This window comes from Micromonospora sp. NPDC050695 (assembly GCF_040654415.1).
GTDB lineage: Bacteria > Actinomycetota > Actinomycetes > Mycobacteriales > Micromonosporaceae > Micromonospora.
Window position 1 is genome coordinate 91,009 of record NZ_JBFAHZ010000008.1, and the last position, 15,411, is coordinate 106,419.

General features: G+C 72.9%; 14 protein-coding genes and 1 pseudogene. 6 read left to right on the top strand and 9 right to left on the bottom strand.

Going from position 1 to position 15,411, the window contains the following annotated elements; translation table 11 throughout:
• Positions 1-9: 9 nt before the first annotated feature.
• From AB0H52_RS08420 to AB0H52_RS08440, 5 genes and pseudogenes are all read right to left on the bottom strand, one after another.
• Positions 10-303 carry a hypothetical protein gene (locus AB0H52_RS08420; protein ID WP_151488090.1) on the bottom strand — a complete coding sequence of 98 codons (294 nt, stop codon included), beginning with the start codon at positions 301-303 and terminating at the stop codon, positions 10-12.
• Positions 293-550 carry a DUF6364 family protein gene (locus tag AB0H52_RS08425; protein ID WP_151488091.1) on the bottom strand — a complete coding sequence of 86 codons (258 nt, stop codon included), beginning with the start codon at positions 548-550 and terminating at the stop codon, positions 293-295. The genes AB0H52_RS08420 and AB0H52_RS08425 overlap by 11 nt, the downstream gene beginning before the upstream one ends.
• Before the next feature lie 90 nt (positions 551-640).
• Positions 641-1,234, bottom strand: a complete 594-nt coding sequence (locus AB0H52_RS08430; RefSeq protein ID WP_357946096.1) for a class I SAM-dependent methyltransferase — start codon at positions 1,232-1,234, stop codon at positions 641-643.
• A gap of 270 nt (positions 1,235-1,504) precedes the next feature.
• Complete coding sequence (locus AB0H52_RS08435; protein WP_151488093.1) at positions 1,505-1,702, bottom strand: DUF397 domain-containing protein; 198 nt, start codon at positions 1,700-1,702, stop codon at positions 1,505-1,507.
• A pseudogene (locus AB0H52_RS08440) lies at positions 1,699-2,208 on the bottom strand (Scr1 family TA system antitoxin-like transcriptional regulator); the annotation flags it as partial. The gene AB0H52_RS08435 and the pseudogene AB0H52_RS08440, both read right to left, overlap by 4 nt.
• Before the next feature lie 368 nt (positions 2,209-2,576).
• On the opposite strand from AB0H52_RS08440, the gene AB0H52_RS08445 reads away from it, so the two are divergent.
• The 6 genes from AB0H52_RS08445 to AB0H52_RS08470 all read left to right on the top strand — a co-directional run bounded on the left by AB0H52_RS08445 (position 2,577) and on the right by AB0H52_RS08470 (position 10,679).
• Positions 2,577-2,801 (top strand): hypothetical protein, encoded by a 225-nt coding sequence (locus tag AB0H52_RS08445; RefSeq protein WP_151488134.1) that lies wholly within the window; start codon positions 2,577-2,579, stop codon positions 2,799-2,801.
• 385 nt (positions 2,802-3,186) lie between these two features.
• Positions 3,187-5,319 carry a molybdopterin oxidoreductase family protein gene (locus tag AB0H52_RS08450; protein ID WP_151488095.1) on the top strand — a complete coding sequence of 711 codons (2,133 nt, stop codon included), beginning with the start codon at positions 3,187-3,189 and terminating at the stop codon, positions 5,317-5,319.
• Positions 5,316-6,755 (top strand): FAD-dependent oxidoreductase, encoded by a 1,440-nt coding sequence (locus AB0H52_RS08455; RefSeq protein ID WP_357946100.1) that lies wholly within the window; start codon positions 5,316-5,318, stop codon positions 6,753-6,755. Before AB0H52_RS08450 ends, AB0H52_RS08455 begins: the two co-directional genes overlap by 4 nt.
• The gene (gene nirB / locus AB0H52_RS08460; protein ID WP_151488097.1) at positions 6,752-9,247 is read left to right on the top strand and encodes a nitrite reductase large subunit NirB; all 2,496 of its coding nucleotides are present in this window, start codon (positions 6,752-6,754) and stop codon (positions 9,245-9,247) included. Before AB0H52_RS08455 ends, nirB begins: the two co-directional genes overlap by 4 nt.
• Positions 9,244-9,591, top strand: a complete 348-nt coding sequence (nirD, locus tag AB0H52_RS08465) for a nitrite reductase small subunit NirD (RefSeq protein WP_151488098.1) — start codon at positions 9,244-9,246, stop codon at positions 9,589-9,591. Before nirB ends, nirD begins: the two co-directional genes overlap by 4 nt.
• The gene (locus AB0H52_RS08470; protein ID WP_278126348.1) at positions 9,591-10,679 is read left to right on the top strand and encodes a uroporphyrinogen-III synthase; all 1,089 of its coding nucleotides are present in this window, start codon (positions 9,591-9,593) and stop codon (positions 10,677-10,679) included. Before nirD ends, AB0H52_RS08470 begins: the two co-directional genes overlap by 1 nt.
• A gap of 43 nt (positions 10,680-10,722) precedes the next feature.
• On the opposite strand, the gene AB0H52_RS08475 is transcribed toward AB0H52_RS08470, so the two are convergent.
• From AB0H52_RS08475 to AB0H52_RS08490, 4 genes are all read right to left on the bottom strand, one after another.
• Positions 10,723-11,346, bottom strand: a complete 624-nt coding sequence (locus tag AB0H52_RS08475) for an ATP/GTP-binding protein (RefSeq protein ID WP_151488100.1) — start codon at positions 11,344-11,346, stop codon at positions 10,723-10,725.
• Positions 11,327-11,692, bottom strand: coding sequence for a DUF742 domain-containing protein (locus AB0H52_RS08480; RefSeq protein ID WP_151488101.1), 366 nt, complete (start codon positions 11,690-11,692; stop codon positions 11,327-11,329). The genes AB0H52_RS08475 and AB0H52_RS08480 overlap by 20 nt, the downstream gene beginning before the upstream one ends.
• 89 nt (positions 11,693-11,781) lie before the next feature.
• A complete protein-coding gene (locus AB0H52_RS08485) occupies positions 11,782-12,189 on the bottom strand; it encodes a roadblock/LC7 domain-containing protein (RefSeq protein WP_007465177.1) in 408 nt (135 codons plus the stop codon).
• Positions 12,186-15,356, bottom strand: coding sequence for a nitrate- and nitrite sensing domain-containing protein (locus AB0H52_RS08490; RefSeq protein ID WP_357946105.1), 3,171 nt, complete (start codon positions 15,354-15,356; stop codon positions 12,186-12,188). The genes AB0H52_RS08485 and AB0H52_RS08490 overlap by 4 nt, the downstream gene beginning before the upstream one ends.
• Positions 15,357-15,411: the final 55 nt, after the last annotated feature.

Here is a 15,411-nt window from a genome sequence, read left to right on the forward strand (position 1 = left end):
AGGTCGGCGTCAGAGTTGCTGGAGGATGCGCAGCGCGCGGCCCACCCGGAGCATGGTGTCGGTGTCGGCGACGTCCACGCAGTCGGTGAACCACTTCTTCATCGGCGAGGAGATGCGGTCGGGCATCACCACGTACCGGCCCATCGACACGGCGAGCGGGGAGTCGCGCAGCAGCGACTCCTCGACGACCTCGACCACGATCACGATGGGTACGTCGGTGGAGTTGTAGACGTCCGAGCTGATCACGAGACCGAGGCGTTCCCGGGCGCCCTCGATGCGCCAGACCTCACCCCTACGCAGCACGCGGCCGGCCGCCGGAGAGCAGGTCGTTGACCATGCCCACCTCGCGGGCGTCGGCGAGGGCGGCGGACTCCAGGTCGAGGTTGGCGCGGCCCACGGCGGCGGCGTGCGCGGTGAACACCTCGCGCAGCGCCTTCTCCCGGGCGGCCTGATCCATCCACGCGGAGAGCGACAGCCCCTCGCGCTTGGCGAACCGCCGCGCCTCCTCGATCGTCTCGTCGGTGAACGACAGAGTCACCTTGGCAGTCATGTCGAGCAGACTACCCAGCGGTATGACCGTCAGTCATCCACGCGCTCACCGACTCGTCCCCCGCCGACGAAAGGCACATTCCGCCGCTTCTCACCGGGCCTGTCCGCCGAACACCGCGAAGCGCCACTCCTTGAAGTAGCAGTCGACGTCGACCAGGCCGGCCTCGGTGAGCCAGCGGCACTGGTCGGCCACGGTGGCGGGACGGTCGTGCCGCATCCGCGCCTGGGAACCCGCGATCTCGTCGGGGGACGCGCCCAGCTCGGTGATCCGCGCCAGCCACACCTCGTCGTAGCGCCGGTCCAGGAAAGGGGTGGGGCCGGCCACCTGCTCGGCGTTGACGAACACGCCACCCGGTGCCAGCGCGGCCGCGGCCCGTCGGTAGAGCGCCCGCTTGCCGTCGTCGTCCAGGTGGTGGATCGCCAGCGCGCTGACCACCGCGTCGTACCGGCCGGGCGGCAGCTCGTCGGACAGGTCGGCCCGGACGGTCCGGTGCGGCACGCCCCGGCCGCGCAACTGCTCGGTGGCGCGGGCGAGCATGGCCGGCGCCCCGTCCACCAGGGTCAACCGCACCCCGGGCACGGCGGCGGCGAGCAGCAGCGAGAGCAGCCCGGTGCCCGCGCCCAGATCCAACACCTCCGGCGTACGACCGGCGGCCACCGCGTCGAACACGTCCGTCACGCTCATCGCACCCTCCCGGAATTTGAGACACATTTCCCACATCATAAGCACTGGACGACGCTGATGTCGTCAGCGATCCAGCTCCAGAAGGCGACCAACTCATGCCGCCCGCGACGTCACCGCGGATCCCGCTGCAGCGAAGCCGGGACCGTCACGAACGGTCGACATGGGGAGCGTGGCCGCGCTTGCGCTACCTGCGGGTGGTGACCCCGGACACGCGAAGGTCCCCGGCGCTTTCCTGGTTTCAGGAGCCGGGGGCCGTCCGCGTCATGCTGGTCAGGCTGGGTCGTGCGCCTTCGCCATAGCAACAAACGCCCGCCAGGCCGCTGGCCCGAAGACCAGTTCCGGCCCTGCCGTGTCCTTCGAGTCCCGCACGCCAACGATGCCAGGCAGGTTGTCCGCAACCTCGACGCAGTCGCCGCCATTGCCGCTGCTGCGGGTGCTCTTACGCCACTGCGCGCCGGCCAGTTCCATGTCTTCGCCGTCCCCGTAAGTAGATCGACGGATTGCCAGTAGGACAGCACCTCACCGCGTACGTTCTCCCACGCCGCCAGTATCGCCGCTATGGCCTCGGCACCGGTAACGACGTGGCCCTGGAGCTGATTGTCGAGATAGCCGGCTATCCGATGCTCGGGCCCCACAGCGATGACGAAGGGACCGTTCAGGCCAGCGTACGCGCCGACGGCAGAGGGGACGATGTGCACGCGGACGTGCCGGGCCCGCACGCGGTGATGAGAGCCTGCACCTGCTCACGCATGGTGGCTCGTCCGCATTGGCTCGCGGCGTCTTGAGGTGTCCGGCCAGATGTCCCCTATGGGCCGTCGGAGCGCACTCGCCGCCGCCTCACGGTGTCGAGGGTGGGGAATGTGGTCGTGGTTCAGCCAACGCGCGACCGTCTTCCGATCGACCCCGACCAACCCTGCCAGGGACTCGATCGAGCGTCCCGTCTCGGCTAGTGCTGCGCGTAGCGCATCGTTCACGACTTCCCCCATCGGATGCGCGGAATGTCTCGTGACCATATGGCTACGGGGTGTTCTTGTCCCATCACTGAAAGCAACCTGGGATCGGACGGCGCGGCCGGTAGGGACCACTGGACCGGCGGACGCGTTCGTACCGAGGTCGCCCTTGAGCTGCCCAGATCTTGGACAGTTTCCGTTAGGAGAGAACGGAAACTGTCCAAGATCTCCGCGGGCGAGCATTCATGGGGGCGGCTTCTTCCCGACGTGACGGCCAGGGGGACACCGTGCCGGACACGCCACCCGATCGGAGACCCGAGCCGAAGCCCAGACCGCGGAAGCCGCACCCGGGTGAGGTCGTGCACCTGACCCGCGCCGCGAGCGTGCAGTTCATGCGCCCGATCTTCGTCCGCGTGATTCGCGTTCTCGACTGGCCGACGTACGACGGGTGGCTGTGGGTCGACGGTTACGAGCTGGCCGCGAATGGGGATGCGGTCGCACGCCGGTCCCTGTTCGTGATGCCCGCCGGCCTGATCTGGCCGGAGACGCCCGCCCCGGCGGCCCGTCGCCCTACCACCCGCGCTCCCGTCAAGCGCGGTCCGGTGCGGGTCGGATGACCCGCCGCCCACGTCCGCACCATCCGATGCGCCCGGCGTGGCGCTGCCGTAACTGCGCTGCTCCCTGGCCGTGCGCGCCGGCTCAGCTTGACCTCGCCGCCGAGTTCTACGGCCATTCGATCGCCCTGGCGTTCTATCTGGCAGCGAACATGCAAGACGCGGTTGACGATCTGTACTCCCTGGGCGTTCGTCCTGACCCGCGAGCACTCCACGCCCGTTTCCTGGGTGGCTGTCAGTGACCCGCCGACCACGCCGCGCCGACGTGCGCTGACCACCGGCGACCATCCGTTCGTCGCCGAACCACGGTGCGGTGTGAGCCCCACTTGACAGGACCGAAACAGAAGGGACCCGGACCGGAAACCGCCCGGCGGCACGCTTTGCCGACATGACAGACGGTGCATGGTCGGCCACTCGGCCGGGGCTGGCGCCCCGGGAGGTGGCGACGCACTGCCCGTACTGCGCCCTTCAGTGCGGCATGACCCTGCGCGCGGACGGTGACGGGGTGACCGTGCACCCCCGCCAGTTCCCCACCAACCGCGGTGGGCTGTGCCAGAAGGGCTGGACCGCCGCCGACCTGCTCGACCACCCGGACCGGCTGACCACTCCCCTGCTGCGCGACCCGGCCACCGGCGAGCTGCGCCCGGCGAGCTGGGACGCCGCACTGGACCGGATCGTCGCGGGCATCCGCACCGTGCAGGACGACGCCGGCCGGGACGCGGTCGCCGTCTTCGGCGGCGGTGGCCTGACCAACGAGAAGGCGTACGCCCTGGGGAAGTTCGCCCGGATCGGGCTGCGCACCCGGCACATCGACTACAACGGACGGTTCTGCATGTCCTCGGCGGCCGCCGCCGGGATGCGCGCCTTCGGCGTCGACCGGGGGCTGCCGTTCCCGCTCGCCGACCTGGGCCGGGCCGACACGCTGCTGCTGGTCGGCGCCAATCCGGCGGAGACCATGCCGCCGCTGGTGCGCTGGCTCACCGAGCAACGCCGCGCCGGCGGCCGGCTGATCGTCGTCGACCCCCGCCTCACCGCCACCGCCCGCCAGGCCGACCTGCACCTGCAACCGCTGCCCGGCACCGACCTCGCGGTGGCCAACGCGCTGCTGCACATCGCGCTCACCGAGGGCTGGGTCGACCAGGCGTACGTGGCCGAGCGGACCACCGGTTTCGAGGCGGTCCGCCGCAGCGTCGCCGCCTGGTGGCCGGCCCGCGCGGAGCAGCTCTCCGGGGTGCCGGTCGCCGACCTGGAGGCGACCGCCCGCGCGTTGGGCACCGGCGGACGGGTGATCATCCTGACCGCGCGCGGCGCCGAGCAGCACGCCAAGGGCGTCGACACGGTCACCGCGTACGTCAATCTGGCTCTCGCCCTCGGCCTGCCCGGCCGCGACGGCTCGGGGTACGGCTGCCTCACCGGCCAGGGCAACGGCCAGGGCGGGCGGGAGCACGGGCAGAAGGCCGACCAGCTCCCCGGCTACCGGAAGATCGACGATCCGGTGGCCCGGGAGCACGTGGCCGGGGTCTGGGGCGTGCCCGCCGACGAGCTGCCGGGCCCGGGTGTGCCGGCGTACCAGCTGCTCGATTCGCTCGGCACGCCCGACGGCCCGCGCGCGTTGCTGGTGTTCGGCTCGAACCCGGTGGTCTCCGCGCCCCGGGCGGCCCGCATCGAGCGCCGGCTGCGCGACCTCGATCTGCTGGTCGTCGCCGACCTGCTGCTGTCCGAGACGGCGGCGCTGGCCGACGTGGTGCTGCCCACCGCGCAGTGGGCCGAGGAGGACGGCACGATGACCAATCTGGAGGGTCGGGTGCTGCGCCGGCGTGCGCTGCGCCCGCCGCCGCCCGGCGTCCGGACCGACCTGGCCATCATCGCCGACCTCGCGGCGAGGCTGGCCCCCGAACAGGCGGCGGCCACCAACGCGGCGGCCCGGTTCCCGACCGACCCCGCCGCCGTCTTCGCCGAGCTGCGCCGCGCGTCCGCCGGCGGCACCGCCGACTACGCCGGCATCACCTGGGCGCGGATCGACGCCGCCGACGGCGTCCACTGGCCCTGCCCCAGCGAGGACGGGCCGGACACACCCCGACTCTTCGCCGACCGCTTCGCCACCCCGGACGGCCGGGCCCGGTTCCACCCCGTCGACCACCGGCCGGCCGCCGAGGAGGTCTGCGACACGTACCCGCTGCACTTCACCACCGGCCGGGTGCTGGCCCAGTACCAGTCCGGCACCCAGACCCGCCGCGTTGCCGCGCTGCGCCGCGCCGCACCCGAGGCGTTCGTCGAGCTGCACCCCGACCTGGCCGTCCGGCTGGGCATCGACGACGGCGACCCGGTGCTGGTCACGTCCCGCCGGGGTGAACTGCGCGCTCCGGCCCGCCTCAGCGCGGGCATCCGACCGGACACCGTCTTCGCGCCGTTCCACTGGGCCGGGGCCGGCCGGGCCAACTCGGTGACCAACGACGCGGTGGACCCGATCTCCGGGATGCCCGAATTCAAGATCTGCGCGGTACGGGTGGAGAAGGCATGACGACCCGGGTGGTGATCGTCGGCAACGGGATGGCGGGCGCCCGCCTCGCCGGTGAACTGCACGCCCGCGAAGGCGACCGGAAGGTCACCGTCCTCGGGGCCGAGCCGCACCGCGCGTACAACCGGATCATGCTCTCCACCCTGCTGGCGGGCCGGATCGGCGAGCCGGACGTGGAGCTGACCGAGGCCGCCGGGCACGGCATCGACAGGCGCACCGGCGTACCGGTGACGACGGTGGACCGCTCCGCCCGGGAGGTCCGCACCGCCGACGGCGAACGGATCGGATACGACCACCTGGTGCTGGCCACCGGCGCCCGGGCGGTGGTGCCGCCGCTACCCGGCCTCGACCCGGCCGACCTCCCGCCGCGGGTGGTGTCGTTCCGGACCCTGGACGACTGCCGGCGGATCATCGCGGCGGCCCACGGCGCGCGCAGCGCGCTCGTGCTCGGCGGCGGGCTGCTCGGCCTGGAGGCCGCCCGAGGGCTCGCCACCCGAGGGCTGGCCACCACCGTGGTGCACCACACCGGGCACCTGATGGAACGGCAGCTCGACCCGGCGGCCAGCGCGGTGCTCGCCGGCACCCTCACCGGCCTCGGCGTCACCATCCAACTCGCCGTGCCGGCGACCGGCGTGGTCGCGGACGACACGGGTGTACGCCTCGACCTGGCCGACGGTCGGTCGCTGCGCGCCGATCTGCTGGTGCTCTCCTGCGGCGTACGCCCGGACACCGCCCTCGCGCGGGCCGCCGGCCTGACCGTGCGACGTGGTGTGGTGGTGGACGACCGGCTGCGCACCGACGACCGGAGCATCTCGGCGATCGGCGACTGCGCCGAGCACGACGGCGCGCTCACCGGCCTGGTGGCACCCGCCTGGGCCCAGGCCCGGGTGCTCGCCGACGTGCTGAGCGGCACCGACCCGCTGGCCCGCTACCGGCCCCGGCCGGTGGTGACCCGACTGAAGGCGGCCGGGATCGACCTGGCCGCCATGGGTGACGCGGTGGGCGGCGAGCCGGGCGAGGAGCTGACCTTCGCCGACCCGACCCGGGGCACGTACGCCCGGCTGCGGATCCGCGACGAGCGTCTGATCGGCGCGATCCTGCTCGGCGACAACCCGGCGGTCGGCACGGTGATCCAACTGTTCGATCGTGGCCATCCGGTGCCCGCCGACCGGCGGGCGCTGCTGCTGGGCCGAGCGCTCGGCGCGACCGGCGCGGCACCGGCCGCGTCACCGGCGCTGATGCCGGACGCGGCCATCGTCTGTCAGTGCAACACGGTGACCAAGGGCGCGCTGGTGCGCTGTTGGCGCTCCGGTGCCCGGACGGCCGACGCGGTGGTCGCGGTGACCCGGGCCGGCACCGGATGCGGCGGCTGCCGGGACGCGGTGGGCGGCATCGTCGACTGGTTGTCCGAGGCGGAATCGGTGGAGGTGACGCGATGAGCGGCGACCTGGTGGTCATCGGCAACGGGATGGTCGGGCAGCGTTTCGTCGACGCGCTGCGCGCCCGGGATCCGCAGGGACGCTGGCGGGTGACCGTGCTCGGCGAGGAGTCCCGTGCGGCGTACGACCGGGTGCGGCTGTCGGCGTTCTTCGACGGGGTGAGCGAGAGCGACCTGAACCTGCACACCCCGCACGACGGGGTGCGGGTGCGTCTCGGCGAGCCGGCCACCGCCATCGACCGGGACCGGCGGGTGGTGACCACCGCCGTCGGCGAGTACCACTACGACGCGCTGGTACTGGCCACCGGTTCGTACGCGTTCGTGCCACCGGTGCCCGGCGCGGAGCTGCCCGGGGTCTTCGTCTACCGGACCCTGGACGACCTGGCGGCGATCCGGGCGTACGCGGACGGCCGCCGGGTCGGCGCGGTGATCGGCGGCGGGCTGCTCGGGCTGGAGGCGGCGAACGCCCTGCGGCTGCTGGGCCTGAGCACCGACGTGGTCGAGTTCGCGCCCCGGTTGATGCCGGTGCAGGTGGACCAGGCCGGCGGCGCGATGCTGCGGCGCTACGTCGAGGAGCTGGGTGTGCGTACCCACCTCGGGGTTGCCACCACCGCGATCCGTCCCGGCCCGGACGGTGCGGTCGCCGCCCTGGAACTCTCCGACGGCAGCGCGGTCGACGCCGAGCTGGTGGTGGTGGCCGCCGGCATCCGACCGCGCGACGAGCTGGCCCGTACCGCCGGTCTGCCGACGGGGCCGCGCGGTGGGGTGCTGGTCGACGGGACGTGCCGCACCGCCGACGAACGGATCTGGGCGGTCGGCGAGTGCGCGGCGGTCGACGGCACCTGCCACGGCCTGGTCGCGCCGGGCTACGCGACGGCCGAGGTGGTGGCCGACCGGTTGGTCGGCGGCGCGGCGACGTTCCCGGGAGCGGACACCGCCACCAAGCTGAAGCTGCTCGGCGTCGACGTGGCCTCGTTCGGCGACGCGCACGGCACCACGCCGGGCTGCCTGGACGTCACGTTCACCGATCCGGCGACCCGGGCGTACGCGAAGCTGGTCCTCTCCGACGACGCGCACACGCTGCTCGGCGGGGTGCTGGTCGGCGACGCCAGCGCGTACCCGACGTTGCGGGCCAGTGTGGGCGGCCCGCTGCCGGCCGCGCCGCTGGCACTGCTCGCCCCCGACGGCGGCGGCGCGGACGCGGGCGCGTTGCCCGCCACCGCGCAGGTCTGCTCCTGCAACGCGGTCACCCGTGGCGACGTGGACGCCGCCATCGCCGACGGCTGCGCGGACGTGCCGGCGTTGAAGGCGTGCACCAGGGCCGGCACCAGCTGCGGCTCCTGCGTGCCGATGCTCAAGCAGCTGCTGGACGCGGCGGGGGTGGCGCAGTCCACGGCCCTGTGCGAGCACTTCGACGTGAGCCGGCGGGAGCTGTTCGAGATCGTCCAGGTGCGCGGCATCCGCACCTTCTCCCGACTGGTGGCCGAGCACGGTCGGGGCCGTGGCTGCGACATCTGCAAGCCGGTGGTGGCGTCGATCCTCGCCTCGCTGGGCAGCGGGCACGTGCTCGACGGGGAGCAGGCGTCGTTGCAGGACACCAACGACCACTTCCTGGCCAACCTGCAACGCGACGGCAGCTACTCGGTGGTGCCCCGGATCCCGGGTGGCGAGATCACCCCGGAGAAGCTGATCGTGATCGGTGAGGTCGCCCGGGACTTCCAGCTCTACACGAAGATCACCGGTGGGCAGCGGATCGACCTGTTCGGGGCACGGGTGGAGCAGTTGCCGCTGATCTGGCGACGACTGGTGGACGCCGGGTTCGAGTCCGGTCACGCGTACGGCAAGGCGCTGCGCACGGTGAAGTCCTGCGTCGGCGAGACCTGGTGCCGCTACGGCGTACAGGACTCGGTGGGGTTGGCGGTGGCGCTGGAACTGCGCTACCGGGGGCTGCGCGCTCCCCACAAAATCAAGTCGGCGGTGTCGGGGTGTGCCCGGGAGTGCGCCGAGGCCCGCAGCAAGGACTTCGGCATCATCGCCACGGAGACCGGCTGGAACCTGTACGTCGGTGGCAACGGCGGCTTCCGGCCCCGGCACGCCGACCTGTTCGCCACTGATTTGTCGACAGAAGTGCTGATTCGACTAATCGATAGATTTTTGATGTATTACATCCGTACCGCCGACCGGCTGCAACGCACCGCCGGCTGGATCGAGGCGATGGACGGCGGCCTGGACCACCTGCGCGCCGTGATCGTGGACGACTCGCTGGGCCTCTGCGCCGACCTCGACGCGGCGATGGCCCGGCACGTGTCGTCGTACTCCGACGAGTGGCGCGACGTGCTCGACGACCCGGACCGGCTGCGCCGCTACACCTCGTTCGTCAACGCACCCGACGTGCCCGACCCGTCGATCACCTTCGCGCTGGAACGCGGCCAGCCGGTGCCGGTGCGGGACCGGCAGCCGGTCGCACTGGGCCTACCGGAGGTACGGCGATGAACTCCACCACCACACTGGACTGGACCACGATCTGCCCCCTCGACCGGCTCGAACCCGATCGGGGGGTCGCCGCCCTGGTCGACGGCGTGCAGGTCGCTCTCTTCCGCACCGCGGACGGGCTGTTCGCGATCGACAACCGCGATCCCGTCTCCGGCGCCTACGTGTTGTCCCGGGGCATCGTGGGCAGCCGCGGCGGGGTGCCGACCGTCGCCTCGCCGCTGCACAAGCAGGTGTACGACCTGCACACCGGGCGGTGCCTCGACCTGCCCGGCGTCGCCGTGGCCCGACACGACGCGCGTTGCCGCGACGGGCTGGTCGAAGTGCGGCTGCGACGGGAGGGTTGATGCGGGAAGAACTGGCCGGCTTCACCATCGGGGTGACTGCCGACCGGCGGCGCGACGAGCTGGCCGCGCTGCTGGAGCGGCGGGGTGCCCGGGTGGTGCTCGCCCCGGCACTGCGGATCGTGCCGCTGTCCGACGACACCGAACTGCGCGAGGCGACCCGCGCCTGCCTGGACCAACCGCCGGACATCCTGATGGCCAACACCGGCATCGGCATGCGCGGGTGGCTGGAAGCGGCCGAGGGCTGGGGGCTCGCCGAGCCGCTGCGTTCGGTGCTGGCCGGGTCGTACGTGGTGGCCCGAGGACCCAAGGCACGCGGCGCGATCCGAGCGGCGGGACTGCACGACCAGTGGTCGCCCGCCTCGGAGAGCTGCGACGAGGTGGTCGACCACCTGCGTCGGCGCGGCGTGGCCGGGCAGGTCATCGCCATGCAGCTGCACGGCGAACGGCAACCGGAGTGCACGCTCGCACTGGAGGCGGCCGGCGCGACGGTCATCGAGGTACCGGTCTACCGGTGGGCACCGCCGACCGACCCGGCACCGTTGCACCGACTCATCGACCTGATCGCCGGCCGGCTGGTCGACGCGGTGACGTTCACCTCGGCGCCGGCGGCCGAGGCCCTGCTGCGCGCCGCCGGGGACCGCAGCGAGGCGGTGCTGTCCGCGTTCCGCACCGACGTGCTCGCCAGTTGCGTGGGCGCGGTCACCGCCGAACCGCTGCTGCGGCACGGGATACCGGTCAGCGCCCCGGGTCGGGCCCGGCTGGGGGCGCTCGTACGGACCATCGTCGACGAGTTGCCCCGCCGGACCATGACGTTCAAGGCCGCCGGGCATCTGCTCACCCTGCGCGGTCACGCCGCGGTGATCGACGGCGAACTGCGACCGCTCGCTCCCGCGCCGATGGCGGTGCTGCGGGCGCTGGCCCAGTCCCCCGGCCGGGTTCTGTCGCGGACCGCCCTGCTGCGCACGCTGCCCCGCGGCGCGGACGAGCACGCGGTGGAGATGGCCGTCGCCCGCCTCCGGGCCGGCCTGCGCGCCCCGCGCGTGGTGCAGACCGTGGTCAAGCGCGGCTACCGGCTCCGGGTGGACTGACGCGTCGCGGTCGGCCGGTGCGGACCGGCCGACCGCGACGGGATCAGCCGACGGGCGTGGGGAAACCCCGGCCGTGCTCGGCCTGGAGCCGGAGCATGGCGTGCTCGACCACCGTCACCAGCACCTGCTTGACCGAATCCCGGTGCCGGGCGTCGGTCATCACCAGCGGCACCTGCGGCGAGATGGCCAGCGCTTCGCGGACCTCCTCCGCCTCGTACTCGGGAGCACCGTCGAACCGGTTCAGCGCCACCACGTACGGCAGATTGCGGTTCTCGAAGTAGTCCAGCGGGGCGAACGCGTCGGTGATCCGGCGGGTGTCCACCAGCACGGCGGCGCCCACCGCACCCCGGATGATCTCGTCCCACATGAACCAGAACCGGGTCTGACCCGGCGTACCGAACAGGTACAGGATCAGGTCCTGGGCCATCGTGATCCGGCCGAAGTCCATGGCGACCGTGGTGGTCTCCTTGCCCGGCACCTTGGACGGGTCGTCGATGCCGACACCGGCCGCGGTCATCACCGCCTCGGTCCTCAGCGGCGTGATCTCGGAGATCGCGCCGACCAGCGTCGTCTTACCGACGCCGAAGCCGCCCGCGACGACAATCTTCGCGGAGACGATTCCCCGGCCCGGCCGCCCCCCAGCGGGGTCATAGCCTGCGAAGTCCACTTAGCACCCTTCCAAGCAGTTCCATCCGCTCCTCGAACCCCTCGGCGGGAGCAGCAGTGTGTAACGTCAGCAGGCTCTCGGCCACCATGTCGGCGACCAACACCCGGGCGACGCCCAGCGGCATCCGGGTGTACGCGGCGATCTCCGCCAGCGACTGTGCACGGCCCTCACAGACCGTGGCGATTCGGTGCTTGTCGTGCCCGGCGAAGCGGGACTCGGCGACCTGGGTGGGTGAGGCCGTGAGGACCGCCTCGAGAGCGATGTCCTGCCGGGGCTCCGTACGACCACGGGTGACCGCGTACGGACGCACCAGAGCACCGCGCGGGTCAACGCGCCGTTGGTCCATCCCCGATCACCTCCTCGTCCCGTACGGAGTCGGCGTACACCGCCCCCCATCCCTGGTCCGGCGCGCGGTCCGCGCGCCGGGTCTCGGTGCTACGAACGCACCGCGTCTCGCGGCAGCGGCACCAGCGCGGCACCGACCCGCTCGACCAGCAACGCCATCTCGTAGCCCACCTGGCCCACGTCGCAGCTCCGCGCGGCCAGCACGGCCATCGACGAGCCGTCGCTGATCGACATGAGGAAGAGGTAGCCGCTGTCCATCTCGATGACGGTCTGCAACACCCCGCCCGCGCTGAACATCCGGGCCGCGCCCTCGGTCAGGCTCACCACGCCAGAGGTGATCGCGGCGAGCTGGTCCGCCCGGTCCCCCGGCAGGTCCCGGGAGGACGCGAGCAGCAGCCCGTCGGCGGACACCGCCACCACGTGGGCGATACCCGCCACGCTGTCGGCGAAGTTGGTGAGCAGCCAACCCATGTCCTGCATGGCAGCTGGCCTGTTCATCGGCTCTCCTTGGTCGAGGTGCTGTTCTGGTCCGTCCCGGCCGTCCGGCCACGCTGCACACCGCGGTGGTAGGCCGACAACAGGCCGCGTACTTCATCGGGGGTCCGCCGGCTGCGGTCCCGGCCACCCTTCGGTTCGATGCCGCCGGGCACGAGTTGCGCCTGCGGCACCCGCTTGGGCAGGCCCGACCGGGTCGTACCGGCGGGAGCCGGCTCGGCGGCCCGGCTGGCCCGCGACCAGCCTTCGTCCGCCGCCGTCCGCCAGGCGCTCGAATCCACGGTGGGTGCGCTCGGCGCGGCGGGCTGGACGGGCGCGGCCGGTGCGGCCGGCGCCGTGCGGGGCACCGGCGGCGGCGTGTACGACGGCGGTGGCGTGGGCGTCGAGGCGCCCCGGCTGCCGCCGCCGTTCCCGTTGCCGAAACCGTCCATGCTTCCCGCGGTCTGCACTCCGGCGGCCTCACCGGAGCTGCCCGGAGTGCGGGTCGGCAGTGGCGGACGGGCTGGCGCGGCGGCCGGCGCGAACGCGGCGGCCTGCTGACCGCCTCCGTTCGACCGCAGAGCGGTGTCGGCCGTCCCGGTGGAGGGCGGCGGCCCGTCGAACTGCGGCCGGGTGAAGATCGCGGTCGCGTCGTCGCCGTGCGACCGGAACCAGACCGCCTCCATCTCCCGGAAGATCGGCGCCTCGGCCGGGAAGTCCGGACGGGTGCTGACCGGGGCGGCCGGCACCGAGGGCACGGTTGGCGCGGCCGGCGGCGCGACCGCACCGAGCCCGGCGACCGGCCCGACCGGCAACACCGGCGCGGTACGTCCGTCGGGGGTGTCCGCCCCCGAGCCACGCCGGGGCAGCGGGTCGATGGTCGGGTACGCCACGGTCGGGCTGCCCACCGAGGGACCGCCGCCGTTGCTGTAGGCGGGCCGGGCCGGCGGAACCGGGGCGGCCGGGGCAGGCGCGGGCGGCACCGTCTGGTGCGCGCCGGTGAAGCCGCCGGCCTGCACGGACGGGGTGGTGTCGCGGGAGTCCAACGGGGACTGCCACTGCGCCGGCGCGGGCGTGCTGGTCCGCCACTGGTCGGGCAGCGTCGCCGCCGCGGCCGTGGCACCGGAGTACGACTCGGCGTGACCGATCGGGGTCAGCGGCGTCTGCTCGACGGCCATCGGCTGGCGCGGCCGGGTCAGCACCTGCTCGCGGCCCCGGTTGCTGGGCAGGATCACGGTGGCGGCGGGCAGGGTCACCTGAGCGACGGTGCCGCCCTCGACGTTGCGGCGCAACTCCACCCGGATCCCGTAGCGGGAGGCGAGCCGGCTCACCACGGCCAGACCCATCAGCCGGAACGCGGCGACGTCCACGCTCGGCGGCGCGGCCAGGCGCCGGTTGAGCGAGTCGAGCTGGTCATCGGTGAGGCCGAGCCCGCGGTCCTCGATCTGGATCAGCACGTAGTCGCGGATCCGGCGACCGTCGGCGACCACCGTGGTGGTCGGCGGCGAGAACCGGGTCGCGTTGTCGAGCAGCTCGGCGACGAGCCGTACCACGTCGTTGACCGCGTGCGCGGCCACCGAGATGTCGGTGTCCACGGTGCCGAACTCGATGCGGTTGTACAGCTCCACCTCGGACTGCGCGGCACGCAGCACGTCCACCACCAGCGCGTCGTCGCGACGCGGCACGGCGGAGTCGGCACCGGCCAGGACCAGCAGGTTCTCGTCGTTGCGGCGCATCCGGGTGGCCAGGTGGTCCAGCTCGAAGAGCTGGGCCAGCCGCTTCGGGTCCTCCTCGCCACGCTCGATCGCGTCCAGCTCGCCGATCATCCGGTCGACCAGGGTCTGACTGCGGCGGGCCAGGTTGAGGAACATCGCCGAGACGCTGGTCCGCAGCGCGGCCTGCTCGGCCGCGACCCGGACCGCCTCCCGGTGCACGACGTTGAAGGCCAGAGCCACCTGACCGACCTCGTCGCGGTTGGTGAGCTGGATCGGATCTCGGACCTGCCGGACGATCTCCTCCACCCCGCCGTCGCCGACGCTGCCCATGTTCTGCAGCCGCTGCACCGCGTCGGGCAGGTCGTGGTTGGCCACCGACAGGGCACCCTCGCGCAGTCGGCGCAGCGAGTGGTTCAGCGAGCGGGCCAGCACCACGGCCAGCGTCACCGCGATGATCAGGGTGAGCAGCACCAGCACCGACTCGACCACGGCCTGCCGGATGACGTCCGAGCGGGCCTGGTCGGACTGCTCGAGAAGTCGGTTCTGCAGTTGGACCTCGGCCCAGCGCATCAGGTCGGTGACCGCGCCGATGGCGGCGGTGGCGTCCTGCGCGTTGACCAGTGAACGCTGCCCGACCGAGCGGGTGAGGTCGGTGGCCACCCGGTCGGACAGGCCGACCGCGTCACCGGAGACGGTTCTGTCGACCAGGGCGCGCTGCACCGGGTCGGCGGCGAGCGAGAAGGCGACCAGGGCCTCCTGCTGGCTGGTCAGGGTGGCTACGAAGGAGGAGAACTGCTCCTCGTCGAGCTGGCCGGCGGTGAGCGCGGTGAAGGCCACCGCTTGTTCCTCGGCCACCGACGCCTTGGCGCGGGCGAACGCGGCGACGGCCCGGCGGCTGTCCGACAGACTCTCGTCGCCGGGCAGCTGGGCGAGCCCGTCACCGTAGCCGACCAGGTCGGTGAGAATGACGCCGTACCTCAGCACCGCCTCGGCGACCGCCATCTGACGACGGTCGAGCACCTCCTGCCGGGTGCCGTCCAGGGTGGCCAGGTGACTGTCGATGGCCGCCAGCCGGTCCCGCAGAGCCGCCGGCACCTCGCCGATCCGGCCCCGCTCGGCCCGGTACTCCTCGACCCGCTGCTGCGTCTGACGGACCCGCAGGTTGAACGCGTCGGCCGGCTGCTGCGGGGCGGCCAGGTAGGCCGCCGCGGCCATCCGCTCGGACTGGAGATCCTGGGTGAGCGCGCTGACGTCGATGGAGAGCGCGGTGAGCGATCGTGCCTGGGTGGCGTCGACGGCGCCCTCGCCTACCGAGATCAGCCGGACCGTGGCCAGTGCGATCACCGCCGCCACGGGGACGACCAGGATCAGCGCCAACTTGGACCGGATCCGGGCGTCACGCAGCCGCGGCAACCCGCGGCGCGAACGCCGCGTGGAGTCGCCAACTGCGGGCAGGGTCGTCGGTCCGGTGCTCACGACATCGCCTCCGTCGTTTCTTCCCCGCCTGGCCCGCCGAACCGTGCCGTAGGCG